Source organism: Aeromonas sp. CD (assembly GCF_033349375.1).
Taxonomy (GTDB): domain Bacteria; phylum Pseudomonadota; class Gammaproteobacteria; order Enterobacterales; family Aeromonadaceae; genus Aeromonas; species Aeromonas hydrophila.
The window spans coordinates 2,414,456-2,441,059 of sequence record NZ_CP137631.1 but is presented as its reverse complement, the minus strand read 5'-3'; the positions used below and the strand labels follow the sequence as shown (position 1 = coordinate 2,441,059).

The 26,604-nt window shown below is 61.3% G+C and carries 25 protein-coding genes; 16 read left to right on the top strand and 9 right to left on the bottom strand.

The features are described from left to right. Nucleotides 1–5 precede the first annotated feature (5 nt). The 10 genes from fabG (at nucleotide 6) to R2E40_RS11385 (ending at nucleotide 8,430) form a co-directional block, all read left to right on the top strand. On the top strand, nucleotides 6–740 hold the full coding sequence (gene fabG / locus R2E40_RS11430; protein WP_005300916.1) for a 3-oxoacyl-ACP reductase FabG: 735 nt from the start codon (nucleotides 6–8) through the stop codon (nucleotides 738–740). A 157-nt stretch (nucleotides 741–897) separates the two neighbouring features. Then, complete coding sequence (gene acpP / locus R2E40_RS11425) at nucleotides 898–1,134, top strand: acyl carrier protein (protein WP_005300909.1); 237 nt, start codon at nucleotides 898–900, stop codon at nucleotides 1,132–1,134. A gap of 82 nt (nucleotides 1,135–1,216) precedes the next feature. Continuing rightward, a complete protein-coding gene (gene fabF / locus R2E40_RS11420; RefSeq protein WP_017408413.1) occupies nucleotides 1,217–2,458 on the top strand; it encodes a beta-ketoacyl-ACP synthase II in 1,242 nt (413 codons plus the stop codon). Between the two features lie 19 nt (nucleotides 2,459–2,477). Then, on the top strand, nucleotides 2,478–3,332 hold the full coding sequence (gene pabC, locus R2E40_RS11415) for an aminodeoxychorismate lyase (protein WP_318165521.1): 855 nt from the start codon (nucleotides 2,478–2,480) through the stop codon (nucleotides 3,330–3,332). Further along, a complete protein-coding gene (gene mltG / locus R2E40_RS11410; RefSeq protein ID WP_318165520.1) occupies nucleotides 3,322–4,323 on the top strand; it encodes an endolytic transglycosylase MltG in 1,002 nt (333 codons plus the stop codon). The genes pabC and mltG overlap by 11 nt, the downstream gene beginning before the upstream one ends. Beyond that, nucleotides 4,323–4,964: a dTMP kinase gene (tmk, locus tag R2E40_RS11405; RefSeq protein ID WP_318165519.1), complete on the top strand. Its 642-nt coding sequence runs from the start codon at nucleotides 4,323–4,325 to the stop codon at nucleotides 4,962–4,964. Before mltG ends, tmk begins: the two co-directional genes overlap by 1 nt. Beyond that, on the top strand, nucleotides 4,949–5,896 hold the full coding sequence (holB, locus tag R2E40_RS11400) for a DNA polymerase III subunit delta' (RefSeq protein ID WP_318165518.1): 948 nt from the start codon (nucleotides 4,949–4,951) through the stop codon (nucleotides 5,894–5,896). The genes tmk and holB overlap by 16 nt, the downstream gene beginning before the upstream one ends. 21 nt (nucleotides 5,897–5,917) lie before the next feature. Then, nucleotides 5,918–6,697, top strand: coding sequence for a YchF/TatD family DNA exonuclease (locus tag R2E40_RS11395; RefSeq protein WP_318165517.1), 780 nt, complete (start codon nucleotides 5,918–5,920; stop codon nucleotides 6,695–6,697). Between the two features lie 344 nt (nucleotides 6,698–7,041). Further along, complete coding sequence (locus R2E40_RS11390; protein ID WP_412055141.1) at nucleotides 7,042–7,983, top strand: site-specific integrase; 942 nt, start codon at nucleotides 7,042–7,044, stop codon at nucleotides 7,981–7,983. A gap of 177 nt (nucleotides 7,984–8,160) precedes the next feature. After that, nucleotides 8,161–8,430 carry a RepB family protein gene (locus tag R2E40_RS11385; protein ID WP_118881230.1) on the top strand — a complete coding sequence of 90 codons (270 nt, stop codon included), beginning with the start codon at nucleotides 8,161–8,163 and terminating at the stop codon, nucleotides 8,428–8,430. Between the two features lie 220 nt (nucleotides 8,431–8,650). Here the strand turns inward: R2E40_RS11385 and rsmF are convergent, their stop codons facing one another. The 4 genes from rsmF to R2E40_RS11365 form a co-directional block, all read right to left on the bottom strand. Next, a complete protein-coding gene (gene rsmF, locus R2E40_RS11380) occupies nucleotides 8,651–10,078 on the bottom strand; it encodes a 16S rRNA (cytosine(1407)-C(5))-methyltransferase RsmF (protein ID WP_318165551.1) in 1,428 nt (475 codons plus the stop codon). A 130-nt stretch (nucleotides 10,079–10,208) separates the two neighbouring features. Next, nucleotides 10,209–12,761: an MlaD family protein gene (locus R2E40_RS11375; protein ID WP_318165515.1), complete on the bottom strand. Its 2,553-nt coding sequence runs from the start codon at nucleotides 12,759–12,761 to the stop codon at nucleotides 10,209–10,211. A 76-nt stretch (nucleotides 12,762–12,837) separates the two neighbouring features. After that, on the bottom strand, nucleotides 12,838–13,446 hold the full coding sequence (locus R2E40_RS11370; RefSeq protein WP_016350707.1) for a paraquat-inducible protein A: 609 nt from the start codon (nucleotides 13,444–13,446) through the stop codon (nucleotides 12,838–12,840). After that, the gene (locus R2E40_RS11365; protein WP_016350706.1) at nucleotides 13,424–14,056 is read right to left on the bottom strand and encodes a paraquat-inducible protein A; all 633 of its coding nucleotides are present in this window, start codon (nucleotides 14,054–14,056) and stop codon (nucleotides 13,424–13,426) included. Before R2E40_RS11365 ends, R2E40_RS11370 begins: the two co-directional genes overlap by 23 nt. A 148-nt stretch (nucleotides 14,057–14,204) precedes the next feature. On the opposite strand from R2E40_RS11365, the gene prpB reads away from it, so the two are divergent. The 3 genes from prpB (at nucleotide 14,205) to R2E40_RS11350 (ending at nucleotide 17,806) form a co-directional block, all read left to right on the top strand. Further along, nucleotides 14,205–15,092 carry a methylisocitrate lyase gene (gene prpB, locus R2E40_RS11360; RefSeq protein ID WP_024945212.1) on the top strand — a complete coding sequence of 296 codons (888 nt, stop codon included), beginning with the start codon at nucleotides 14,205–14,207 and terminating at the stop codon, nucleotides 15,090–15,092. An 11-nt stretch (nucleotides 15,093–15,103) separates the two neighbouring features. Beyond that, entirely contained in the window at nucleotides 15,104–16,231 is a 1,128-nt protein-coding gene (gene prpC, locus R2E40_RS11355; protein WP_318165514.1) for a 2-methylcitrate synthase, read from the top strand. A gap of 129 nt (nucleotides 16,232–16,360) precedes the next feature. Next, the gene (locus R2E40_RS11350) at nucleotides 16,361–17,806 is read left to right on the top strand and encodes a bifunctional 2-methylcitrate dehydratase/aconitate hydratase (RefSeq protein ID WP_318165513.1); all 1,446 of its coding nucleotides are present in this window, start codon (nucleotides 16,361–16,363) and stop codon (nucleotides 17,804–17,806) included. Between the two features lie 84 nt (nucleotides 17,807–17,890). On the opposite strand, the gene R2E40_RS11345 is transcribed toward R2E40_RS11350, so the two are convergent. Further along, nucleotides 17,891–18,634, bottom strand: a complete 744-nt coding sequence (locus tag R2E40_RS11345) for an FFLEELY motif protein (RefSeq protein WP_318165512.1) — start codon at nucleotides 18,632–18,634, stop codon at nucleotides 17,891–17,893. Between the two features lie 199 nt (nucleotides 18,635–18,833). Between R2E40_RS11345 and R2E40_RS11340 the strand changes: the two genes are divergently transcribed. Together R2E40_RS11340 and R2E40_RS11335 are read left to right on the top strand one after the other, a co-directional pair. Next, complete coding sequence (locus tag R2E40_RS11340; protein ID WP_011706122.1) at nucleotides 18,834–19,211, top strand: polyhydroxyalkanoic acid system family protein; 378 nt, start codon at nucleotides 18,834–18,836, stop codon at nucleotides 19,209–19,211. Between the two features lie 280 nt (nucleotides 19,212–19,491). Continuing rightward, nucleotides 19,492–20,916: a wax ester/triacylglycerol synthase family O-acyltransferase gene (locus tag R2E40_RS11335; protein ID WP_318165511.1), complete on the top strand. Its 1,425-nt coding sequence runs from the start codon at nucleotides 19,492–19,494 to the stop codon at nucleotides 20,914–20,916. 100 nt (nucleotides 20,917–21,016) lie between these two features. Here R2E40_RS11335 and R2E40_RS11330 read toward each other — a convergent pair whose 3' ends face one another. From R2E40_RS11330 to R2E40_RS11315, 4 genes are all read right to left on the bottom strand, one after another. Continuing rightward, on the bottom strand, nucleotides 21,017–21,817 hold the full coding sequence (locus R2E40_RS11330) for a hypothetical protein (protein WP_318165510.1): 801 nt from the start codon (nucleotides 21,815–21,817) through the stop codon (nucleotides 21,017–21,019). A gap of 42 nt (nucleotides 21,818–21,859) precedes the next feature. Continuing rightward, on the bottom strand, nucleotides 21,860–22,510 hold the full coding sequence (locus R2E40_RS11325) for a TetR/AcrR family transcriptional regulator (RefSeq protein ID WP_318165509.1): 651 nt from the start codon (nucleotides 22,508–22,510) through the stop codon (nucleotides 21,860–21,862). A 1-nt stretch (nucleotide 22,511) separates the two neighbouring features. Beyond that, a complete protein-coding gene (locus R2E40_RS11320) occupies nucleotides 22,512–23,696 on the bottom strand; it encodes a patatin-like phospholipase family protein (RefSeq protein ID WP_024945220.1) in 1,185 nt (394 codons plus the stop codon). Nucleotides 23,697–23,784: 88 nt separating this feature from the next. Continuing rightward, on the bottom strand, nucleotides 23,785–24,366 hold the full coding sequence (locus tag R2E40_RS11315) for a phasin family protein (protein WP_024945221.1): 582 nt from the start codon (nucleotides 24,364–24,366) through the stop codon (nucleotides 23,785–23,787). Nucleotides 24,367–24,614: 248 nt separating this feature from the next. Here R2E40_RS11315 and R2E40_RS11310 point away from each other — a divergent pair, with 248 nt between their 5' ends. Further along, nucleotides 24,615–26,585, top strand: coding sequence for an SDR family oxidoreductase (locus R2E40_RS11310; RefSeq protein ID WP_029300896.1), 1,971 nt, complete (start codon nucleotides 24,615–24,617; stop codon nucleotides 26,583–26,585). Nucleotides 26,586–26,604 lie beyond the last annotated feature (19 nt).

The following is a 26,604-nucleotide window of genomic DNA, read 5'->3' as shown; positions in this document are numbered from 1 at the left end:
AAGTAATGAGCTTTACCGATAAGGTTGTGTTGGTGACCGGTGCCAGTCGTGGCATCGGCCGTGCAATTGCCGAAACTTTTGCGGCCCGTGGCGCCAAGGTAGTCGGCACGGCGACCAGCGAGAGCGGCGCCGAGGCGATCAGCGCCTATCTGGGTGAACAGGGTTGCGGCATGGCACTGAACGTGACCAGCCAGGAATCCATCGAAGCCGTCTTCGCCGCCATCAAGGCGCGTTTTGGCGACATCGACATCCTGATCAACAACGCCGGTATCACCCGTGACAACCTGCTGATGCGGATGAAGGACGATGAGTGGAACGAGATCATCGACACCAACCTCACTTCCCTGTATCGATTGAGCAAACCGGTGTTGCGCGCCATGATGAAGAAGCGTAATGGCCGCATCATCAGCATCGGCTCCGTGGTGGGCACCATGGGCAATGCCGGTCAGGTCAACTATGCTGCCGCCAAGGCGGGCCTGGTTGGTTTTACCAAGTCGCTGGCCCGTGAAGTGGCCTCCCGCGGTATTACCGTGAACGCGGTTGCCCCCGGTTTCATCGAGACCGATATGACCAAGGCGCTCAATGAAGAGCAGCGTGCCGGCATCATGAGCCAGGTGCCTGCCGCTCGTCTGGGCGATCCAAAAGAAATTGCCGCTGCTGTGGTATTCTTGGCATCGGATGATGCCGCCTACATCACTGGCGAAACCCTGCATGTTAATGGCGGGATGTACATGGTGTAATCAATTTGTCGTGAGATCTGTTCAAATTTGCGATAGTACGCCGAAGTTTGGCGAATTTCGTGGTTTGACCAGCGGCAAGCCACTTGCAAACTCACGTCAATTGAATAAACTACCCCAACCAGACGCAATAGCGTATTTTTAAAGGAAAATTCAGGTCATGAGCAACATCGAAGAACGCGTAAAGAAAATCATCATCGAACAACTGGGTGTTAAAGAAGAAGACGTTAAGAACGCTGCCTCCTTCGTCGACGACCTGGGCGCTGACTCTTTGGATACCGTTGAACTGGTAATGGCGCTGGAAGAAGAATTCGATACCGAAATTCCTGATGAAGAAGCCGAGAAGATCACCACTGTTCAAGCGGCTATCGACTACATCACCGCTAATCAGGAATAAGTTCCTGTTCTGAAAGAAGCGGCCCAAGGGCCGCTTCTTTTATGTTTACCCCTTTTCAAAACACCTCTCGGAGACTACCTCAGTGTCAAAACGCAGAGTCGTGGTGACCGGCTTGGGGATGCTTTCCCCGGTAGGCAACACTGCCGAATCCAGCTGGCAAGCCCTGCTCAACGGGCAGAGCGGCATTTCTCCCATCGAACACTTTGATGCCAGCGAGTTTGCGACCCGTTTCGCAGGCCAGGTCAAGGATTTCGATCCCGAGCAGTACGGTATCAACCGCAAAGAAGCTCGCAAGATGGATCTCTTCATTCAGTACGGTATCGCCGCAGGCATACAGGCGCTGGATGATGCCGGTCTCGTCATCAACGAGGCAAATGCCGAGCGCGTCGGTGTGGCGATCGGTTCCGGTATCGGCGGCCTGGGTCTGATTGAACAGAACCACAGCAGCCTGGTCAACGGCGGCCCCCGCAAGCTGAGCCCCTTCTTCGTACCGTCCACCATCATCAATATGGTGTCCGGTCATCTCTCCATCATGAAGGGTCTGCAAGGGCCGAACATCGCCGTGACCACCGCCTGCACCACGGGTACCCATGCCATCGGCATGGCCGGCCGGATGATCGCCTACGGTGATGCGGACGTGATGGTGGCCGGCGGCGCCGAGAAAGCCTCCACCCCGATGGGGATGGGCGGTTTTGCGGCGGCCAAGGCGCTCTCCAACCGCAACGACGAGCCCACCAAGGCCAGCCGTCCGTGGGATAAAGATCGCGACGGTTTCGTGCTGGGTGATGGCGCCGGGGTGCTGGTGCTGGAAGAGTACGAACACGCCAAGGCCCGCGGCGCCAAGATCTACGCCGAGCTGGTCGGTTTTGGCATGAGTGGCGATGCCTACCACATGACGGCGCCTCCCGCTGATGGCAACGGTGGCGCTCGCGCCATGCAAAATGCCATCAAGGATGCCGGCATCGCCCCCGAGCAGGTGGGCTACATCAACGCCCACGGCACGTCCACCCCCCTGGGTGACGTGGCCGAACTGCGCGGCATGAAAGCGGTGTTTGGCGAGCATGCCAAATCCCTGATGATCAGCTCCACCAAGTCGATGACCGGTCACCTGCTGGGTGCCGCCGGCGCCATCGAGGCGATCATCACGGTACTGGCGCTGCGCGATCAGATGGCGCCGCCCACCATCAACCTGGACAACCCGGATGATGAGTGCGATCTGGATCTGGTGCCTCATGTTGCCAAGGCTGGCAACTTCGAATATGCCCTCTCCAATTCCTTCGGTTTTGGTGGCACCAATGGCTCACTGATCTTCAAACGCGTATAATTCGCCCTGGGCGGATAGTATGGGCCCGATACGACAGTATCGGGCCTTTTTTATCGGAGGGATCCTTTTGCTGATCAATGGAATACCGACAGACAGCGTTTCCGCCATGGATCGTGGCCTAGCTTATGGCGATGGCCATTTCACCACCTTGCTGGTCAAGGATGGTCGCCCCGTCTGGTGGCCGGCTCACCTGGCACGGCTGCAGCAAGCGAGCGCCAGACTCGGCCTTGCCGAGCTGGACTGGCAACAGCTTGGTGACGAGGTCGCCGAGATGGCTCGCGACCAGACGCTGGCGGTGATCAAGGTGATGCTGACCCGAGGCAGCGGTGGCCGGGGGTATGATGGCACTGCTTGCCATTCACCGACCCGGATCCTGTCGCTGGCTGCTTACCCGGCTCACTACCCGGTGTGGCAGCAAACCGGCATTCCCCTGCTGGTATGCCAGCAACGGCTGGGCGATGCTCCCATGCTGGCGGGCCTCAAGACCCTCAATCGGCTGGAGCAGGTGCTGCTGAAAAGCGAACTTGCGGCGCGTTCGGGAGTCGAAGGTATAGTCTTGAACAGCCGGGGATTTCTGGTAGAAGGGGTCAGTGCCAATCTGTTTTGGCGCCGTGGCAGAACGGTGTTTACGCCGGATCTTACCCACTGCGGCATAGACGGCATCATGCGGCGCCAGGTGATGGCGATGCTAAAACAGATGAGCATTGAACTGCGTGTCGTGGAGGCTCCGCTGGAGTCACTGTGGCAGGCCGAAGAGGTATGGCTGACCAATACCCTGATGGGCATAGTGCCGGTGACCGGCATCGGGGAGACCCAATATGCCAGTCCGGTATTGATCCGCCGTTTACAGGAGCGTTTGGTCATTGAAGTTTAATCGGCTTTACACCCTGCTCGCGGGCGCGGCGCTGACAGTCGCCGTGGCCGGGGGCTATGTACATTACAAATGGCAGCAGGTGGAGACGCTCACCAACAAGGGGCCGACTCGCCTCTTTACCGTCGAGAAAGGGGCCCACGCGGCGCGCCTGATCGCCGAACTGGGGGAGGGGGAGAGCAGTCCCTGGGCGGTACGGCTCTGGCTGCGCGGTCACCCCGAGCTGGTTGCTATCAAGTCCGGTACCTATGAAATCAAGGAGGGAGCCCCGCTCAAGGAGACCCTCTCCCTGTTCGCCTCCGGCAAGGAGTTTCACTTCAGCCTGACCTTCGTCGAAGGGTCCCGTTTCGAGGATTGGCTGAAGCAGCTGGCTGGTGCACCTTATCTGGAACGGCTGACGGTGGAGCAGAGCGAAGCGGATCTGGCCCAGGAGCTTGGTATCGACAACGGCAAGCTGGAGGGGTGGTTCCTGCCGGAAACTTACGCCTATACCACCCATGCCAGCGATATTTCCATCCTGCGCCGCGCCTATCAGGACATGCGAGCCTTCCTGCAACAGAGCTGGGATAAGCGCCAGGCCAATCTGCCTTACAAGACCCCTTACGAGGCGCTGATCATGGCCTCGATCATCGAGAAAGAGACCGGTCAGCCGGAAGAGCGGGCCCAGATTGCCTCGGTATTCGTCAATCGCCTGCGCCTTGGTATGAAGCTGCAGACCGATCCTACCGTCATCTACGGGGTGAAGGACAGGTATGATGGCAACATCCGCCGCAGCGACCTGACCGACGTGAATCCTTACAACACCTATGTGATCGACGGCTTGCCGCCCACGCCCATCGCCATGCCGGGCAAGGCCTCCATCGAAGCGGCGCTCAACCCCAAATCGACCGACTACCTCTATTTTGTCGCCAAAGGGGGCGGTGCCCACTACTTCTCCAAGACCCTCGATGAACACAATCGGGCGGTCCGCGAATACATATTGAAGAAACCCTAATGTCTAAATTTATCGTGATTGAAGGACTGGAAGGAGCAGGGAAGAGCTCCGCGGTGCGTTATGTGACCGACTATCTGCATGGCCACGGCGTGGCGCGGATCGAGTGTACCCGTGAGCCGGGTGGTACCCCGCTGGCCGAGCGGATGCGGGCCATCGTCAAGGAGGTGCACGACGAGCGCCTCACCATCGAAGCCGAACTGTTGCTGATGTACGCCTCCCGGGTCCAGCTGGTCGAAACCCGCATCAAGCCGGCCCTGGCCGACGGCATCTGGGTGGTGGGCGATCGCCACGATCTCTCGTCCCAGGCCTATCAGGGCGGTGGCCGCGGCATCGATGCCAATCTCATCGGTGCCATCAAACGGGCCGTGCTCGGCGACTTCAAACCGGATCTGACGCTCTATCTCGACATCGATCCCGCCATCGGCCTGCAGCGGGCCCGCCACCGCGGTGAGCTGGACCGGATCGAGCTCGAGCAGCTCAGCTTCTTCGAACGTACCCGCCAGCGCTATCTGGAATTGGCTGCCGCCGATGAGTCAATCAAGGTGATCGATGCCGGCCAAGTGCCGGAGCAGGTCAAGGCGGCCATCGAGGTTACACTGGCCCACTATCTGAAAGATGAGCCCTCATGTATTCCTGGTTGATCCCGGACTGGCATGCCTTGAGTCAGACCGCCGCGGCCGGTCGACTCGGTCACGCCTGGTTGCTGCTTGGCGATCCCGGTCTTGGCAAGGAGCAGCTTGCGGAACAATTGGCGCGCTTGCACCTCTGCCATCGGCCCGATCGGGGTGAGCCCTGTGGTCAATGTCACTCCTGCCAGCTGTTTGAGAAGGGCCATCACCCGGATCTGGGCCGCCTAACGACGGAGAGCAAGACCATCGGGGTCGAGGCTATCCGCGAGATCTGTTCGCGCTTGCAGAATTCGGCCCAACTTGGCCGTGGCAAGGTGGTGATTATCCCGGATGCGGAGCGCATGACGGAGTCGGCCGCCAACGCCCTGCTCAAAACCCTGGAAGAGCCTGCCGGCGACAGCTTGCTGCTGCTGATCGCCTCCCAGGTTTCCCGCCTGCTGCCGACCATTCTCAGTCGCTGTCACAAACATGTCTGCCAGTTGCCTGCCGAGGGTGAGACAGTGCGCTGGCTGGCCGAGCAGGGTCATCAGGCCACGCTGGCCCAGGTCCGGATCTGCCAGGGGGCGCCGCTGCGGGTGCTGCGCTATATCGAAGAGCAGCAAGACAGTGCCCGCCGGGATCTGCTGGAGAGTTTTCTCGCGCTGGCCCAGACGCCGACCCGGGCCAACCACGTGTGCGGTCTGCTGGCGAGCGATACCCAGGTCAGGCTGCACTGGCTGCAGCTGTTCTTGTGCGATGCCCTCAAGACGCAGGCCGGTTGTGGCCATCATCAGCTGGCGATGCCGGACCTGACGGCGCTCAGCCAGCAACTGGCCGAGCTTCATTCCAGCGAGAAACTGCTGGAGGCGGAGCAACAGCTGGTCGAGCTGAAGATGGCCTGCCAGCCGGGACAGCTCTCCAATCCCACCATCCATCTGATGAACTGGCTGACTCGCTGGTTATAAATCTCGCTACAAAGGTTTTATATGTTACTCGTTGATTCCCATTGTCATCTCGATCGCCTGAGCTATGGCAGCAAACAGACCAATATGGCCGATGTGCTGGCCAAGGCCGCCGAGCAGGACGTGGGATATTTTCTGTGCGTGAGCGTTACCCAGGTACAGTTCCCGACCATGCTGGAAGCGATCGCCCCTTATCCTCAGGTATTTGCCTCCTGTGGCGTGCACCCTCTCAATCAGGAGCCTGGGGTCGATGCGGCCTTGTTGCTGACCCAGGCGGCAGATGAAAGGGTGGTGGCCATCGGTGAGACCGGGCTCGACTACTTCTATTCGCCGGAGAACAAGGAAGTACAGCAGGCTTCCTTCCGCGAGCATATCCGGGTGGCCCGCGCTCTGAACAAACCCCTCATCATCCATACCCGTGATGCCCAGCAGGATACCCTGCAGATCATGCGCGAAGAGGGGGCCGAGCAGGTCGGCGGGGTGTTGCACTGCTTCACCGAGTCGCTCGAGATGGCCGAGGCGGCCATGGCGATGGGTTTTTATATCTCCATCTCCGGCATTGCCACTTTCAAGAATGCGGCAGCTCTGCAGGCGGTGGTCAAGGCGCTGCCGCTGGAGCGGCTGCTGGTTGAAACCGACTCACCTTATCTGGCGCCAGTTCCGCACCGGGGCAGGGAGAACGAGCCGGCTTTCGTGCGCGACGTGGCCCAGTTCATCGCGGATCTGCGGCAAATACCGCTGGCCGAATTGGCGCAAGCGACCAGTCACAACTTCTTCGAGTTGTTCAAGCTGGCAAAGCGATAACAAACAACGCCCCGCATAGCGGGGCGTTTTACTATGACAATCAGCTATGATGACCCATCCAAAAACGATCACGGCAGGTCGTTATCTCTCACTTGGTATCGTGGATACTGATGAGAGGGAGCTGAGGAATAAATGAGGAGGCTGAAATAGGTTAAAAGGACTCTTCATAAGTATCGATAATATTCATTATCGATACTTGATAGATCTGCAAGATCCTGTAAGATCCAACGAAACTCCGCATTAAATCATATAGTTAAGTGAACTACCCACACATCCATGCCCAAACTCAACAGGCTTTACAGAGTGTCTTCGATCCTCAGTTGAACAGCCGGGCCAGACGCTTCCTGCGCAGCGCCAAAGCCGACTCCACCCTCAATGCCTATCAGGCCGATACCCGCATCTTCGTGTTCTGGTGTCAGCTGCATGGGCTCGATCCGCTGCAGACCACCCATCATGACATCATGAACTTCCTGGCGGATCAGGCCGATGGCATCCTAGCTGACTGGATCTGGCTGGACAAGGAAGAGGGGATGGGGGAGCTGCGTAACGGTGAACCCCGCAAGCCGGCCACCCTGGTAAGACGGCTCGCCGGTATTCGTTATGCTTTCAAGCAGAAGGGGATCCACCCCATGCCGACCGAGCACGCGGAGATAAAGGAGATGATGCGGGGCATAGTGCGGCTCGGAGACAACCGCAAACGAAAAACGGGTGCACTGACCCTGAAACCACTGGCTTGTGTGCTCGATGAAATCGACACCGGCAATCTGGCGGGGCTGCGGGATTACACCCTGTTGTTGCTGATGTTCAGCGGCGCCTTGCGACGCTCGGAGGCAGCAAGAATTGAAGTGGATGATCTCGACTTTGTGGGGCAGGGGATCCGTCTTCGGCTCAAACCCAGTAAACATCAACTGCATGAAACGGAGATCGCCCTGGTGCCCGGCAAACAATATTGTCCGGTGTCGGCACTGGCGCGCTGGCTCAAACAGAGCAGGATCAGCGAGGGCGCCCTGTTTCGCCGCATGAATCGCTGGGGTCAGCTCATGCAGGAGCCGCTCGGTCCGCAGGGTATCAATCTGATGATCAAGCGGCGTACCGGTCAAGCCATCGACGATCTCCAGGTCAGTGGCCACAGCCTGCGCCGCGGCTTCATCACCTCGGCGGTCACTGCCGGCAAACCGATGAACAAGATCATCGAGGTCACCCGTCACAAGGACATCCGCACCTTGCAGGAGTATTTCGACGATGCCCACAAGTTCTCGGATCACGCCCTGGATGGCTTGCTGTAAGATAACCGCGTCACTCGTTTTTTTATGTTAAATGATATCTTGTTGAGCCAATGATATATTTGCAGCGCACTGCACTCACCCCATCAAGAGGGGGAGAGTCAGGCTTCTCACGTTCGTCAGCGAATGGTGAAGAATCGATGAGAGATAACAGGTGATAAGAATCAAAGTTGCAAGGATATGAGCCAGGAAATGAAAGTGAGCAGTGCGCAAGACAACGCCGAGCGCCAGCGCCAGCACGTGAAACGCAAACAGGAAACTCACAGCCGATTGCAATGCTGGATCAGCAATCGCCACGCCGAACGGTTGGCCATGTTGGGGTCGCAACTCGAAGACAGCCAGGCCTCTCTCATCGAGCAGGCCATCGATCTGCTTTATCAACATGAGCTGGAACAGAAGCAAACCGCGCCGCATGTCGAAGTGCCAGAACCGGCAGAGGTGCTCGCGTAAACGCATCGGCGGCATGATGCCTAATTGCTAGATGCGAACGGCGAACATAAAAAAAGCCAGGTACGAATTCCTTGTACCTGGCATAGGGGAATTGGCTCCTTGCAGAGCCGTGCGCTAACTGGTGTTCGGATAGCCTTAAGCTTAGACAAGGCTCAAGGCTTTTCAAGATCCACGCAAAAGTTCAACCGGAGTGTGGGTTTTCCTGCTCCGACGACACCCGTTACACGAACAGATTGTTGTCGCGCACCAGCTCGCGGGGCAGGGCATTCTTGACCCGGCTGCCCACCCATTTCCCCATGCCCAGGGTATGACCCTGATAGCGGACGATCACCTCGCCAGTGCCGGCGGTTTGCTCCGGCCACACATCCCGCCCCATCATGAACTCCCGCGCATCAGCTATGCCGAGCTCCACGAATCCCTTGCTCGCACCGTCACCATAGGCCAGCGCCCACTCATGGGTCAGTCGATAACCCTTCTTGAAGGTCTCCGCCAGTTTCAGCCCGATGCGATCGAAGCGCAGCTTGCCCTGTACCTGTTCGAACGGTTGAGGGAAGAGCCAGATCTCCTCGCTGCGGCCAAACAGATTTCCCTGCGGCACGACCCCGAAGGCGGCTTCAATCTCGCGCAGCATGGGCTCTGACTCTTTGGCCGGCAGCGGCGAGAAGGGAAATTTGCCGAGCTTGCCCGGTTTGAACATGGTGTTGGGCACGGAGTGGTGCTTGCGCAATCTGGCAACGAAAAAGCCTTCACTGTCGAAGATTTGGGGCCAAACGTGCAGGTATCCTTCTGGTGTGCATGCCTGTTCTGCAGCGGGGAAGAGATCGGCCAGCGAGTCAAAGCTGAACGCATCGCCGAACTTGTCCAGCAGTGACTGACAGACGGCCTGGTTCTCCTGCAGGCTCAAGGTGCAGGTGGAGTAGACCAGTACGCCGCCCGGTTTGAGGGCATGAAAGGCACTCTCCAGCAATCCCTGCTGCACCGCCGCAATCTCGTCGATGCTCTCGATGCTCCAGTTGCGCAAGGCATCTTCATCCTTGCGCACCGTGCCCTCGCCGGAGCAGGGGGCATCGAGCAGGATGGCATCGAAGGTTTCTGGCAACCACTGGCCGAAGACCTTGGCATCGAAATGAGTCATGCCCACGTTGGTCACGCCGCAGCGCTGCAGATTGGCGCTGAGCACCTTGAGCCGGCTGCTGGAGTACTCGTTGGCAACCAGCATGCCCAGGTTGTTCATCAAGGCCGCGATCTGGGTGGTCTTGGAGCCGGGGGCCGCCGCCGCGTCCAGCAGCATGCCGTCGCGCCGGGTCTGCTCGCAGGCAAACAGGGCGGTGACCGGCAGCATGGAGCTCGCCTCCTGAATGTAGAAGAGGCCGCTCAAATGCTCGGCAGTGTTGCCAAGAGGCACGCTCTCGTCTTCGCGGCTGAGCCAGAAGCCGGTGTCGCACCAGGGCACGGGATCGAGCTGCCAACCGAGCGGCTGCATCCGCGCCACAAACTCCGCCACCGAGATCTTCAGGGTGTTGACCCGGATGCTGCGCCGCAGCGGTCGTCGACAACTGGCCACGAACTCATCCATGGAGAGGTGCGCCGGCATGATGGCCGCGATATGGCGCAAGAAGTGATCGGGAAGATAGGTGTTGTCGTGCACGGTGCAGTCTCGTTGACCGAAAAAGAGGGGCGACATCTTATCACAAGGGTAGGAATATTCTGAAAGCGCGGCGGGTAAAAACAAGCCCGGCACAGTGCCGGGCTTGGGTGAACGTGGGTGAGGGGAGAGATCAGGGCTGGATGCGGGGGCTCCACTCCTGCCACTCTTTCTCCGCCTTGGCATGCAGCGGGTAGCTGTGACCGGCCTTGACGGTCGGCCCCATCTCTTTCTCCGGGGTGTTGAAGGCGATGCCGCCGGCGAGCAGGCTCTGCACCGTCTCCACCTCGATGGTGCCACCGGTCAGGCCGATATCCGCCTTGACCCCGGAGACATTCCAGAAGCGGGAGTTGGCCCGCACCAGATGGGCGTACTCCTGCTCCACGTTGACGTCGATCAGCACCTCGCTGCCATCGCGGGCCAGCGCTACCTTGGTCACGCTGCCCACCACCATCTTGCGAAACAGCAATGGGCTGCCGACGCTCAAGCCATTGACCGATGCGCTCTTGAGGGTAAGCGCCAGGCCGGCCGGGCCGCTTTGGCTGAGGGGGAAGCGATCCTTGCCCGCGCCCTGACCGGGCTGCGCCTCCACAAAGGCGCCCTTGATCAGGGTATCGAGGTGGGCCACGCCGCCCAATCCCAGCTTGGCCTGCACCAGAGTGAAGCGGGCGCCAGACTGCAGGAAGCGCGCGGCATACTGACCATCCAGCTCGGCCTTGAAGAGCACCTGGCCCAGGGTCGGCTCCAGCTCAATCTGTTCAATCTTGCCGATATCGACCCCGCGGTAGCGGATCGGGCTACCGACCCCGAGTCCCGGGTTGCTATCGGCCACCAGGGAGAGGGTCCGTACCTTGGCCTTCGCCTGCTCCTTGCTGTCAAACAGCTGGTGACTGCTGCGACCCGTGCCGAGCCGATCGAACTCGATGGCGCCGCGCAGCAGGGTGGCGAGGTTCCCCACCTTGACCTGCACGCCATCCACCCGCACCCGGGTATCCAGCGCCGGCTTTTTCCAGAATTGCGGCTGCTGCTCCAGCAGGGGGACATAGACACCGGCGATCTCGAGTTCGATCTCCACCCCCTCCTTGGCGGCGCGCAGCGCGTTGACCTTGCCGGCCTCGAGCCCCAGATAGAGCACCGGGGAGCCGATGCCGATGCCGTCAGCCTGCTCCGCCTTCAAGATCCAGCGACGGGGCTTGGCATCCCGGGTACCGAGCAGGGCCAGTTCCTGGCTGGGATAGAGCCGGTTGACCCGCTCGCCGGTGGGGGCCTGCACCAGCTTGATGCCGCCACCGATCCAGGCGCTGGCCGGGCTGGTTTCCACCTTGATGCCGCTCAGATCGGCATCGATCTGCAGCGGCGCTGCCCGATAGAAACGGGCCCGGTTGAGCAGATGCTGATACTGGCTCTGCACGACCAGGGCCACGCTGGCGTTACCGCCGCCATCCAGGGTGAGCTGGCTGATCTGGCCCACCTGCAAGCCCTTGTACCAGAGCGGCGCCCCCTCGTTGAGGCCGGCCAGATCGTCGGCCTGCAGCACCAGCTTGATGCCGCCCGGTTGTTCTTTACTGCTCAGGGTCATGGCCTTGACCCGCTCGCCCGCCACATAGTCGAGGCGAATGGCCGGGCCCGCCAGCAGGCGATCCGCATGCTTGATGCCACCGGCGCCGAGGGAGACGCTCTCCCACACCAGACGGCTGTTGCCAGTGATCCGAAACGCCTGCTCCGGGTTGATCAGCGCGGTCACCACCCGGCCCTTGTCGGTCAGGCGAATGGGGTCGATGCGGCCGATCTCGATGCCTTCGAACAGGATGGGCATCCCCTCCTTGATGGGCAGATCCCCCGCCTGGATGGCGATCCGCTCACCGCGGGCCGCCTCGGCCAACCCTTTGTAGAGGGTAAAGACCTGGCCTTTCTCCGGCTCCGGGGAGTCCTTGGGAGAGTCGAAGGCGATGCCGCCGCTCAGAATGGAGGTGAGGCTGCCGGCCTCCACATTGACCCCGGCCAGGCTGAAGGAGCCCTTGATGCCGCTGATATTCCAGAAGCGGGTGTCGGTCTTGATGAGGTGCTCAAAACGCGGCTCGATCACCAGATCCAGGATCACGTTCTGGTTCTCTTCGCCAAGACGGGTGTTGATGACGCTGCCCACCTCGATGCCGCGAAAATAGAGTTTGGCGCCGATGCCGACCGAGCCGAGCGAATCGGCAGTCAGGTGCAGCATCCGCCCCTGGGCCTGATAACCGGGGGGAGGGCCGTCCAGTGCGTCGAACTCCTCCTGCAGCGGGTTGTTGTCCCGGCCTGGCTGCAGGTTGATGTAGTTGCCGGAGACCAGGGTATCGAGGCCGGAGATCTCGGTTAGCGATGCCTTGGGGCTCACCAGCCAGAAGTCCGAGCCTTTGCGGATGAGCGGGCGGGCCCGGCTGTCAATCTTGGCCAGCACGGCTATCTTGCGGCCATCCTCGGCCAGCTCCAGCTCCTGCACCACCCCGATGGCGACCCCCTGATAGCGCACCTGGGTCTTGCCCGGCAGGATACCGTTGCCCTGGGCGAAGTTGATGCGGATCAGCTGGCCACTGCTGGCAAACTGCTGGTAGATGAAGCCCCCCGCCAGCAACAGGGCGATAAAGGGCAGCAACCAGACGGGTGACAACCAGCGACGCTTCTCAATGACGGGTTCAGCCCCGATCATACCGACTCCTTAATTGGCTGAGATAAACAGCAGTTCAGATAAAACAAACAGTTTCAGACATATGTGATGGGCGCCCCTAGCGGGCCGCCTTGTCCCACAGCAGGCGCGTATCCAGCATGCGGGCCGACATCATGGTCAGCACCACCACGCCGGCAAAGGCGGTGGCGCCGGGGCCGGCCCGCACGTTGAGCAGCACCCCGCGATCCACCAGGGCCACCATCAGCGAGATGACGAACAAGTCCAGCATGGACCAGCGGCCGATGAAATCGATGATGCGATACATGATGAGCTGGCGTTTGCGCCGCACCGGCTTGGTTCGCTGCAACTGCCAGCAGATCCAGCCCAGCCCCAGGATCTTGCCCACCGGCACTATGATGCTGGCGGTGAGGACGATGGTGGCGATGCCCGACATCTTGCTGCGATAGAGCATCATGATACCGCTGAAGATGGTGTCGGACTGCAACAATCCCTTGTTGTAGAAATGGGTGATGGGCAGCAGGTTGGCGGGCAGCAGCATGAAGCTGGCCAGCGCCAGCAAGCCCCAGGACCAGGCCAGGGAGTGGGGAATGCGCACCTGCAGCCGGCTGTGACAACGAGGGCAGACGCTGCCCGCCTGATAGCGTACCAGCAGGCCGCAGGTGTGGCAGCGGCAGAGCCCCAGTTCACGGGCGCTGGTCTGGGACATGGTCCGGCTCCTCCAGCGGTACTCGCTCCCAGTAGGGGGCAGGGTCAAACAGGATCAGCAGGGTCAGGTTGAGCAGCATCAGGATCCCCAGGCTCAACAGTCCGCCGCCGAGACGCACGTCGGCGATGTCAATCAGCTTGAACAGGGCGACCAGCAGGCTGACGATGTAGACCTCCAGCATGGCCCAGTGACGAAACACCTCCACCGCCTTCAGGGTCGGTGCCAGTATGTGCCAGCGTTTGGCGAGGCCCGAGGCCAGCGCAAAGATCCCGAGCAGCAAGCCCACCGGCGCCAGCACGGCGCACCAGAACACCAGTCCCGCCACCCAGATCTCGTGCTCGAGCAGCAGCACCATGATGCCCTTGAGCAGGTTGGCGTCCGAGTTGACGCCAGCCAGGCGCAGGTAGATCAGCGGTTCGAAGAAGGCGGATGGGAGCAACAGGAAGCCGGTGATAGTCAGCGCCATCAATTGGGAAGGGCGAAATGCATAGCGCCCGTACAGATGCTGGTGACAGCGGGGGCAGTGGGCGTGGCGCCTCAGCGGCAATAACTTGCGTTCGATCAGCAAGTCGCAAGCCGGGCAGACGATCACGGGATTGAGATCCGACATTACGATTCAACCTGTTGAAGGAATTGGTGAAATTTACCCTAAAACCCGCGTCCTGTCTTGCCTGGCGGGGGCATGCCACGAAAGTATGATTGACGTTAACGTAAACGTGATATTAGATGGTCTCACCAGACAAGTGAAAGGAGTCATGATGTCCAGCCTTACCCCCTCGGCAGGCCTGCGTTTTCGCACCGCCCTCGCCAACGAACGCCCCCTGCAGATCGTCGGCACCATCAATGCCTACATGGCGCTGATGGCGGAGCGCAGCGGCTTTCAGGCCATTTATCTGTCAGGCGCCGGCGTTGCCAACGCCTCCTATGGCCTGCCGGATCTCGGTATGACCTCCCTCAACGACGTACTGATCGACGCCGAGCGCATCACTGCCGCTACCCGTGTGCCGTTGCTGGTCGACATCGACACCGGCTGGGGCGGGGCGTTCAACATCGCCCGCACCGTGCGCGCCTTCGAGCGGGCCGGAGTGGCCGCCGTGCACATGGAAGATCAGGTGGCCCAGAAGCGCTGTGGCCACCGCCCCAACAAGGCGGTGGTCTCGCAGGAGGAGATGTGCGATCGCATCAAGGCGGCGGTGGATGCCCGCGAGAATGGCGAGTTCGTCATCATGGCTCGCACCGACGCGCTGGCAGTGGAGGGGATTGGGCCGGCGCTGGAGCGCGCCGCCGCCTACGTGGCCGCCGGGGCCGACATGATCTTCGCCGAGGCGGTGACCGAGCTCGGTCAGTATGACCTGTTCAAGCAGGCGGCCGGGGTGCCCATTCTCGCCAACATGACCGAATTCGGCAAAACCGAGCTGTTCGACAAGGAGGCGCTCGCCGCCCACGGCGTCGACATGGTGCTCTATCCCTTGAGTGCCAGCCGGGCGGCCAATCAGGCGGCCCTCAACGTCTATCAGCACCTTCGCCAGGATGGCCATCAGCGGGCCGTCGTCGACACCATGCAGACCCGGGAGTCGCTCTACGACTTCCTCGGTTATCACCACTACGAGCAGACGCTGGACCGTCTGTTTACATCCAGGGACTAGGAGGAAAGGCAATGGGACAGCAAAAACCGTTGGGTGGCGCCGGCCTGCGTGGCCAGAGCGCAGGGGAGACCAGCATTTGCACCGTGGGCAAGAGCGGCACCGGGCTTACCTATCGCGGCTATGACATCCAGGAGCTGGCCGACGGTGCCCAGTTCGAAGAGGTCGCCTACCTGCTGCTCAAGGGCGAGCTGCCGGACGAGCAGCAGCTCGAGGATTACAAGCGGACGCTGCGCGGCCTGCGTACCCTGCCTGCCGCCCTGCTGGAGGTGCTCGAGCGCATTCCCGCCGACGCCCATCCCATGGATGTGCTGCGCACCGGCTGCTCCATGCTCGGCGATCTGGAGCCGGAAGATGGCTTCGAGCACGAGCACGAGGTGGCGGATCGGCTGCTGGCCGCCTTCCCGGGCATTCTCCTCTATTGGTACAAGTTCAGCCACGACGGGGTACGCATCGCCCTCGACACCGACGAGGAGTGCATCGGTGGCCACTTCCTGGCGCTGCTGCACCAGAAGGCGCCGAGCGAACTGGAGCGCCGGGTGATGCACGTCTCCCTCATTCTCTACGCCGAGCATGAGTTCAACGCCTCCACCTTCGCGGCGCGGGTCTGCGCCTCGACGCTCTCTGACATGTTCTCCTGCGTCACCGCGGCCATCGGCACCCTGCGCGGCCCGCTGCACGGCGGCGCCAACGAGGCCGCCATGGCGATGATCGAACCCTGGCAGGATGAGGCCCAGGCGCGGCGCGAGCTGCTGGCCAAGCTGGCGACCAAGGAGAAGATCATGGGCTTTGGCCACGCCGTCTATCGCACCTCGGATCCGCGCAACGTCATCATCAAGGGGTGGTCGGCCAAGCTGGCCGAGGCAGTGGGCGATGACCGGCTCTACCGCGTCTCCTGCGAGGCGGAGAAGGTGATGTGGGAAGAAAAAGAGCTCTTCCCCAACGCCGACTTCTTCCACGCCAGCGCCTATCACTACATGGGGATCCCGACCAAGCTGTTCACCCCCATCTTCGTCTGTTCGCGGGTCACCGGCTGGTGCGCCCACGTGATGGAGCAGCGCGAACACAACCGGATCATCCGCCCGAGCGCCGATTATGTCGGCCCGGCGCCCCGTCATTTCGTCTCGCTGCAGCAGCGATAAACATGGGCGGCCCTGTCACTCCCTTGCCTCACCCGACCCCGGCAGCACCGGGGTCGATGCACGCAGACGAGCGGGCAGGGCGCCGTTTCATCACCCTGTTTCATTCACAACAACGATAAGGAAGTCACGATGTCCGCCAACGTCGACGTCAACCACAGACCAGACCCTGATCAGGTGCTGGTCGATATTGCCGATTACGTCTGCAATCACCCCATCACCAGCCAGGCCGCCCTCGATACCGCCCGTTACTGCCTGATGGATACCCTGGGCTGTGGCCTGCTGGCCCTGCGTTTTCCCGAGTGCACCAAGCACCTTGGTCCCATCGTACCGGGCACCGTCGTGCCCTGCGGGGCCCGGGTACCCGGCACCCAGCTCTGCCTCGACCCGGTCAAGGCGGCCTGGGATATCGGTGCCATCATCCGCTGGCTCGATTACAACGACACCTGGCTGGCCGCCGAGTGGGGTCACCCCTCCGACAACCTGGGTGGCATCCTCGCCACCGCCGACTGGCTCTCCCGTACCCGGGTGGCCGAAGGCAAGGCGCCGCTCACCATGAACGATGTGCTGACGGCCATGGTGAAGGCCCATGAGATTCAGGGGGTGCTGGCGCTCGAAAACTCCTTCAACCGGGTCGGTCTCGATCACGTGGTGCTGGTGAAGGTTGCCAGTACCGCCGTGGTGACCCACATGCTGGGTGGCAGCCGCGATCAGGTGATCGATGCGGTCTCCCAGGCCTGGGTCGATGGCCAGAGCCTGCGTACCTACCGTCATGCGCCCAATGCGGGTTCTCGCAAGAGCTGGGCGGCGGGGGATGCCACCTCCCGGGCGGTGCGCCTCGCCCTTATCACCATGAGCGGCGAGATGGGTTATCCCGGCGTGCTGAGCGCCCCCAAGTGGGGCTTCTATGACGTGCTGTTCAAGGGCAACCAGTTCGCCCTGCATCAGGGGTACGGCAGCTATGTGATGGAGAACGTGCTGTTCAAGATCTCCTATCCCGCCGAGTTCCACGCCCAGACCGCGGTGGAGTGCGCCATGAAGCTGCACGAGCAGGTGAAGGGACGCCTTGACGAGATTGACCGCATCGAGCTCACCACCCATGAGTCGGCCATTCGCATCATCAGCAAGGTCGGCGCCCTCAACAACCCGGCCGATAGGGATCACTGCCTGCAGTACATGGTGGCGGTGCCGCTCATCTTCGGGCGCCTCATCGCCGAGGATTACGAGGACGCCGTGTCCGCCGATCCCCGCATCGATGGGCTGCGAGCCAAGATGGTGGTGCAGGAGGACAAGCGCTACAGCCGCGAGTATCTGGAAGCGGACAAGCGCTCCATTGCCAACGCCATCCAGGTCTTCTTCAAGGACGGCACCCACACCGCCAAGGTGGAGGTGGAGTACCCGGTCGGTCATCGTCGCCGCCGCGAAGAGGGGATCCCGCTGCTGGTAGAGAAGTTCCGCCACAACCTGGCCACCCGCTTCCCGGCCAAACGGTCCGAGGCGATCCTGGCCCTCTGCCAGGATGGCAAGCAACTGGCCGCCACCCCGGTGCACGCCTTCATGGATCTGCTGGTGATCTGACCGCTCGCCTATCGGCACACAGCAATAAACAAAAAGCGGGCCACTCGGCCCGCTTTGTCATGTCTGCCCGCATGGCTCCCTGGGTCAATCCAGTACTGTGTCGTCGCCCGCCAGCAGTGCCTGCATGATGGCCGTCTCGCGGTTGGCGATGGTCTCGAGAAACTCGTTGGCCCGCCCCATGTGGCGACACACCCGGTAACCCCGTTCGACAAAGGTAAAGAGCTCGCCCAGTCCCGCCAGATGAGCCGGCCCGGAGATCAGCTTCAAGGTCGCCCCGAGCAGCGGCTTTCTGGCCAGCCGATCCAGGGTCATCCCCAGTTCGTTGACCAATTGCAACTGATGACGGCGACGCGCTTCTTCCCCGACCTCCTGATAGGCGAGGGCATAGGCCTTGGCGTTCAGTCGCGCCATGCGGCCGCTGCGACGCAGCGCCACCACCATCAGGTAGTCGAGCTCCTCGGAGAGGGCATCGAGTTCAATGGCCTGCGCCAGCACCTTGAGACCGGATTCCGGCAACAACCGCTCGGCGGTCGGCATCACCCGCATCACGTCCGCGTCCCGGCGGGCGCAATCTCCCGGCCCGTAGAGATCGGTCAGGAAGAACTGCGCGGCCGGCCCATAGCGCTTGCTCTCCAGCAGATCGCGGTGGGTGCGCCCCAGCCGATCGGCCTGCCATTGGCGCAATGCGTCCCTGTCTTGCTGATCCTGCGGATGGGTGCGCATCTGCTCGCGCAGCGCGGCTACCCGGTTGAGCTGGCGATAGAGTCGCGCCAGGGTACTCTCTTCATCCGGTTGCGGGTCATCGAATGGTTGTTGCTGTTGGGTCATCTGCTGCTCTCTTGACCTGTTTCCAATGGCCTGTCACGGATAGACATGACGACAGGCGGCGCCTTGCCGAGGCTCGTCACGTGTTGCCGGCCCAGTGTAACGCGGCGGCAGCCCAGGCGGAATCAATGGAGCTTTTACTCAACAGGCTTTGTTAAGTGAGTCCCAAAAATGTTGCAAATGGCTTTCACTTGTTTGATTCATGTGTTTAATATCAATAAATGTTGTCATCGCTCAGAGAGTTAGCATGTTTCTATATGATCCCCTTGCCGGCAGCAGCCTGTCGACCATCCAGGTCAGCCGCCAACACCCGCTGGGCCTCGCCGGTGCCAGACTGGCCGCCGAAGCCATCGCCCAGGACATGAGCGAGGAGTACGAACTCGACTGCGAGTGGGAAGACGAGGAGGAGACCCGCTTGCTGTTTCGTGGCGCCGGGGTCAACGGCTCTTTGTTCCTCACCGACGAAACCCTGTCGCTGGAGGTACGCCTCGGCCTGATGCTGTTGCCGGTGCGCAGCGTGCTGGAGCAGGAGATCCTCGAATACGTCGATCAGCGCCTGCCTTGCCCAACTCGGCGCTGATGGGGCTAATAAATACTGATCCAGCGCAATAAACAATCATGAAATAACCGATTCCACTATCGTTACCCGGCCTGACATTTATTATTAAAAGGGCCAAACACACTTTGTTTTTTATTTTAAGAGGCATGAAAATTGCCTCCATTTTTGTCATGAAACATCATCTTGAATTAATCGCCGTGCAGTTTCACCAACATATAAGTGCTATTTGTTCATTCATTCCTGATCAAGCCAATTCATGAAACGGCAGGGGACAAATAACGCGAAACGATAGGGATAATACATGTCTGTGTGTGAACTCATCTCCTGTGTCGATACCGCCTGGCTGCGGATGGACCGGCCCAACAACTTGATGCAGATCGTCGGCGTGCTGATGTTCGACGGTCAGCTGGATGAAGCCATCTTGCGGGAGAGCCTGCTGCACACAGTTCGGGTACAGCCGCGCTTCGGGCAGAAGGCCTGCCTGGAAGGGGGCGAATACTACTGGCGCACCGATCCCGACTTTGACCTCGACCTGCACCTCAAGCGGGTGATCCTGCCAGGCAAGGCCGGCAAGGCGGAGTTGGAGCGGCTGGTGGCCGATTTTGCCTCCACTCCGCTCAACCACCAGCGCCCGCTGTGGGAGATGCACCTGATGGATACTTCTCTGGGCGGCCAGGCGCTGGTGGTGCGTTTTCACCACGCCATGGGGGACGGCTTCTCCCTGGTGCGGGCCATGCTGACCATGATGGACGAGAGCCCGGTGGCGCCCCCCAGGCCACAACCCGAGCCGGTGGCCAATGACGACGGCGACGAGGAGCACGATCAGCAGGGCAGTCGCCTGTTGCGGGCCGGCCTCAAGCTGACCGGCGCCCTCTGGTCCAAGTACGTCGAGGTGCTGACCCATCCCACCAAGGCGATGGACTACCTCAAGACCAGTCGGGACGTGACCGCCGAGCTTTACACCATCGCCACCCTCTCCGACGACGCCAATACCCGGCTCAAAGGGGAGACCGGCAGCACCAAGCGGGTAGCCTGGTCAGAACAGATCCCGTTGCCGGACGTGAAGGCGGTGGGGCGAGTGCTCGGCTGCTCGGTCAACGATCTGCTGATCGCCGCCACCGCCGGCGCCTTTCGCCACTACCTGCTGGAGCAGGGCGACCAGACCGACATCGACATCCGGGCGCTGGTACCGGTCAACATGCGCGCCCCGGACGACAAGGGGGCGCTGGGCAATCGCTTTGGGCTGGTGGCGCTGGATCTGCCCCTCAACATCGAGCACCCGCTGCAACGGCTCTATGCGGTGCGGGATCGGATGCAGGCGCTCAAGTCCTCCCTGCAGCCGGCGGTGGTGCTCAACTTGCTGGAAGTGATGGGCATGGCGCCCAAGGCGGTGCAGCAGCAGGCCATCGACATCCTCTCGGCCAAGGCCAGCGCGGTCATCACCAACGTGCCGGGCCCGCAGCAGACCCTCTATCTGGCCGGCGCCCGCCTGCGTCAGCCGCTGTTCTGGGTGCCCCAGGCCGGCGACATCGCGGTCGGCGTCTCCATTCTCTCCTATGACAACAAGGTGCAGCTTGGCCTCATCACCGACAAGAAGCGGGTGCCGGACCCGGATCTCATCGTCGAGCGCTTCGCCGTGGAGTTTGAGCAGTTGCTGCTGCTGGTGTTGATGGAACCTGACCTGATCTACGATCCCGACATGCTGGATCAACTGCTGCACGGCTGACCGCGCCACTCCTGCAAGACGAGGAGCCGGCAAGAAAAGAAGTCTAAAAGAGAAGAGGCCAACCCAGGGGGTTGGCCTCTTTCATTGTGGCAATGGCACCTTACTCGTCCGCCAGCTCCTCGCGGGCGGCTTCCACGTCGAGCCGCTCCATGGCATCCAGCGGCTCGCACGCGGCGGCCTCGCCGTAGAGCGACTCGGCGGCCGCCATCTTGCTCTTGCCGTGCATCATCACCATGGCGTTGGCGTACTCCATGCGGGCGATGGCGGAGTGGGGGATGATGGCCAGCGCCGCCTTGAAGTGACGCTCGGACTCATCCTTCTTGGCGCCGTAGGTGATGCCACCGATCATGGCGCCCAGCTTGTCGATGATCTCCGCATGCCAGGCACCGAAGGCGATATGAGCCTCTGCGTGGTCAGGTTCAAGGGTCAGCGCCTGCTCCAGGCTGCTCTTGATCTTGTCACCGATGCCGATGGAGAGCGCCTTGGAGACCGAGATCACCTGGCTGTAACGACCCAGCGCCAGGGCGTGGAAGTACCAGGCGTTGACGTTGCCAGGCTGGCGCTTTTGCAGCTTCTCGGCGTTGCTGGCGGCCAGCTCGAACGCTTCGCGCTTGGCATACTTGTCATCCAGCAGGTAGCTGGCGTGGATCACCAGCGCCTTGTTCGCCACGTTGAGGCCCTCCTCGCCGGCGCCCAGCCCCAGAGTGACGGCGCGGGCGAAATCACCGGCGTGATAAGCGCGCCAGGCTTCCTGCACTTGTTCATCTTCGGGCCAGGGTTCGGCATCCCCCTGGTGTAGCCGCTCCCAATGCTGCGCAAGGCGCTCCCCGGCATAGTCATAGGCCGCATCCGGCCAGGGGAAGGGGGTGAAATCGGACAATTTGGGCTGTGAAGTGGTCATATGATTCTCCCTGTTAAAAACACAATCAAATACACGATGCTGTCAGCTCGCCGTGGTGGCGGGCTGATAATGGGTGGCGATGGCATCCAGATCGGCGCGGGCATCGGCGCGCAGCCGGGGGGCCACCAGCTGCATCACCTGAAACACCCCGAGCGCGATGTCGGCATCGGCCCGCGGATGCAGCGCCCGCTGGTAGGAGATCCAGAAGGTTCCGACCAGCGCGATGTTGGCGGCCAGCGCCGTCACCTGCGTCTCGTCGCCTTGCAGCAGGCCGCTGCGCCAGAGGCTGTGACAGATGGCGGCGGCGGTCTGCTCCTTGCGCCGCAGCAGGGCCGAGAAGCGCAGCTCCACCTTGTGGTTGCCGCTCATCAGGGTGCTGATGTCGTAGTAGAAAAAACGGTACTTCCAGATGAGTTCGAACATCAGGTGCAAGAAGAACCAGATGTCCTCCGCCTCGTTCAACGGCGGGGTAATGGTATCGAGCAGGTGGGCCATATCCTGTTCGAACTCGCCAAACAGGGCGTTGACGATCTCCTCCTTGTTGTGAAAGTGGTAATAGAGGTTGCCCTGACTCATCTCCAGCTCGGCCGCGATGGCGGAGGTGGTGACGGTCGGCTCGCCCAGCAGGTTGAACTGGGCGAGGGCGGTGGCCAGGATGCGATCCCGCGTGCGCCGCTTGGGTTTGCAGTCCATGCTACTCCTTCGATTGCCGGCGACCCTTGCCGCCATAGCGGCGGGTCAGCCAGTGCTGCAGCTGGGTCAAAGAGGCATCCAGCGCCGCCACCGAGCCGGTGCCCGGGGTCAGCAGGGAACGCTGTTCATCGGCCAGCGCGCCCAGATCCAGTTCCAGCCCATGTCTGGCGAGGATGGGGCCAAGCTCGGCCCGTCGCTGCCACAGATCCTGGCGGGTATGCTGGAAGGCGTGCTCGCACAGATGGCGCCGATCCCGGTAACTGAACACATTGGTAAAGAACATCTCGCCGTCGGCCGACGAGGGTTCGAACAGCAGGGCATCCGCCTCCGGATATTGGTGCTTGTAGCGATCCATTCCCACGTGCATGCGCGAGTGGATGATGGCGCGAAACGTCTGGGCCAGCACCACCGGCAGACCGCGGTCCACCAGCTTGGCGGGGTGTTCGCTGGCCAGTCCCGCATCAAAGGGCACCAGCGGATTGATGCAAAACACCAGGTCGGCCCCCTCCTGCAGCGCCACCGAGGCGTGCAGCGTCTTGATCAGCGCCCCGTCCACGTAGTAGCGGCCATCGATGAGCGAGGGCGGGAACAAGCCGGGCAGGGCGGCCGAGGCCTGCACCGCGGCGGAGATGGGCACCTGGTCCAGCCCAGGGCTGCCGAAGGCCACCGCGCGGCCGGTATCGAGCTCGGTGGCGATGACGAACAGCCGGCTGGCAAGCTCACGAAAGTCGTTGCTGCGACCGGGGCGGGAGAAAAACTGGGTGAGGATCCGATCCACCCCGCGGCTGTCGAACATGCCGGTCGGGATCGCTCGGGACAACCCCTGCAACGAGCCGAGCAGGCTCTTGTTCCAGGGAGAGGAGAGATAGTCGGCCAGACAGGTCAGCACCAGCGGCGGCAGCGAGGTGAGCCGGTCAAAATATTCCCCGAAGGCGGGACGCAGCAGGGTGGAGGGGTCGAAGAACTCGCCGGTGTCATCGCTTAACAGGATCCGCACCAGCTTGTCCGGCGAGATGCCGTTGGCCAGCGCCGAGGCGATCACCGCCCCCGAGCTCACCCCCACATAGATATCGGCCTGCTCGAAACGCAGCCCCTTGATGCTGTCGGCCAGGGCGGCGCAGGCTCCGATCTCGTAGATCCCCCCCAGAGGTCCCCCTCCGGCGAGGGCAACCGCAATCGTGCTCATGATTTGCCTCCCTTCTCATGCAAAACCGGCCCAGCAGAGGGCATGGGCCGGTGGATCATTACGCAATCAGAACAAGCCGGTCAGTGGATCAGAAGAGCGTGGTTTCACTCTTCTCCTTGACCTCTTTGGCCACGCTCTCCACTTCCGTTGCCAGTGCTTTCACCTCTTCCTTCACCTTGGCGATGGGGGCGGCGGCTTTCTTGACCGGCGGCTTTTTGGCTGCAACCGGTTTTTTGGCAGCGGCGGCGGCAGGCTTGGCCTCGTCAGCCGGAGCAACGTCATCCAGATCCTGGGCATCGATCAGCTGCTGTACCACCTCGGTCAGCTCGGCCATGCGCTTGGAGAGCTTGTCGATGTCCTTGCGGGTCGGGATGCCGAGGCTGGCGACGGCGCGGGCCACGCGATCCTCGAACACCTGCTCCAGACGTCCCCAGGTACCGGCAGTCTTGTCGGTCATGGCAGCGATCTTCTCGTCTGCGCTCTGGCGGGTACGGGTTTGCAGGGCTTCCCCTTCCTGCACCAGGGCTTCGAAGATTTTACCGCCTTCTTCCTGGGCTTTGGCATAGGCACCCAGACCCGCCAACCAGATCTGCTGGGTGGACTCCTTGATGGTGGAGGTGAGTTGGTTGTCGGTCACCGAACTTGCCAGTGCTTTCAATTTTTTGGCCATGACAATCTCCTTGCTCGTGATATAGATGATGGTAATGACAACAACCTTGATATATTCGTTGTGGCATTACTTGGCTTTCATCCTCAGTCTATGGAGAAAAAATAGAGGGTTCTACCTAATAACGGAACAAGCAACCCTGGTAATTTTGGTCTGGGTCACGAAGAATGATATTCGAATGAATATTTTGCGTTAAAGCGTGATATATCTAACAGCAACTAACAGCCCAATCAGTAAGGGATATAAATACCATGGACTATTTCATCACGGGGGGCAGCGGCTTTATCGGTCGCCGGCTGATTAAAAAAGTGCTGCAGCGCCCGAATAGCCGGGTGCATTTCTTGATGCGTGCCGCCCATCTCGATCGGGTACCCGATCTGCTGGCCTACTGGGGGGTTGAGGCGGATCGCGCCATCCCCGTGGTCGGCGACATGACCCACCCGCTGCTCGGAGTGGGCAGTGCCGAGCTGGAGCCTCTCATCGGCAAAGTCGACCACTTCCTGCATCTCGCCGCCATCTACGATCTCAACGCCAAGGCGGGCATTCAGCAGCAGGTCAATGCCGAAGGCACCCGTCAGGCCCTGCAACTGGCCGAGCGACTCCAGGCCCGCTGCTTCCATCACTGCAGCTCCATCGCGGTGGCCGGTCTGTTCGACGGACTGTTTCGGGAAGACATGTTCGATGAAGCCGAACACCTCGACATGCCCTATTTCCAGACCAAACACGAGGCCGAAGGGATCGTGCGCAAGGAGAGCACGCTGCCCTGGCGCATCTATCGACCCGGTATCGTGGTCGGTGATGCCAACACCGGCGAGATGGACAAGGTGGACGGCCCCTACTACTTCTTCAAGACCATCCAGAAGCTGCGCCGCATGCTGCCGCCCTGGATGCCCGCCATCGGGGTCGAAGGGGGGCGCATCAACCTGGTGCCGGTCAACTTCGTGGTGGATGCCATCGATCACATCGCCCACCTGGAAGGGGAGGACAACAAGGCGTTCCACCTGACCGATTCCCATCCCATGCGGGTCGGCGACATGCTGAGTACCTTCTCCCGCGCAGCCCATGCCCCCGAGCCGGCCATTCGCATCAATGCCGCCCTGTTCAGCTTCATTCCCCGCCATCTGATGACCATGCTGATGGCGCTGACGCCGGTGCGGCGCATTCGCGATGCGGCGATTGCCGATCTGGGGCTGCCCAAGGACATCTTCCGGCTCATCAACTATCCCACCCGCTTCGACAACCGCGAAACCCAGCGGGTACTGAAGGGGACCGGCATCGAAGTGCCGCCGCTGCACAGCTATGCCTGGCGACTGTGGGATTACTGGGAGCGCCACCTCGATCCCGAGCTGTTCATCGATCGTACCCTGCGCGGCCGGGTCGAGGGCAAGGTGGTGCTGATCACCGGCGCCACCTCCGGCATCGGCAAGGCCACGGCGAGAAAGCTGGCCGAGGCGGGGGCCAAGGTACTGACCATCGCCCGGGACGAGCACAAGATTGCCGAGACCCAGGCCGAGTTTGCCGAGCTGGGATTGACCCTGCAGGTCTATCAGGGGGATCTGGCCGATCTCGCCCAAGGGGAGGCGATCACCCGCCAGATCGTGGCCGAGCATGGCGGGGTGGACATCCTCATCAACAATGCCGGTCGCTCCATCCGCCGCGCCATCGAGGACTCTTTCGATCGCTTCCACGATCTCGAACGCACCATGCAGCTCAACTACTTCGGCACCCTCAAGGTGATCATGGGACTGCTGCCCACCATGATCGAGAAGAAGAAGGGCCACATCATCAACATCTCCTCCATCGGGGTGCTGACCAATGCGCCGCGCTTCTCCGCCTACGTCGCCTCGAAATCGGCGCTCGATGCCTGGGTGCGCACCGCCGCCTCCGAGTTTGCCGACAAGGGGGTCAACTTCTCCATCATCAACATGCCGCTGGTGAAGACCCCCATGGTGGCGCCCACCAAGGTGTATGAGCAGGTGCCCATGATGACACCGGAAGAGGCCGCCGACCTGGTGTGCGACACCATCATCAACAAGCATGTGCGACTGGCTACCCGGCTCGGGGTGTTCGGCCAGGTGATCCATGCCCTGGCGCCGCGAGTGGCCCAGGTGATCATGAACACCAGCTTCCGCACCTTCTCCGATCCCAAGGAGGGCAACGAGTCCAAGGCCTCGGCGGATCAGATGGCGGTCTCCACCCTGATCAAGGGGATCCACTTCTAGGGGGACGACAGCGAACTGA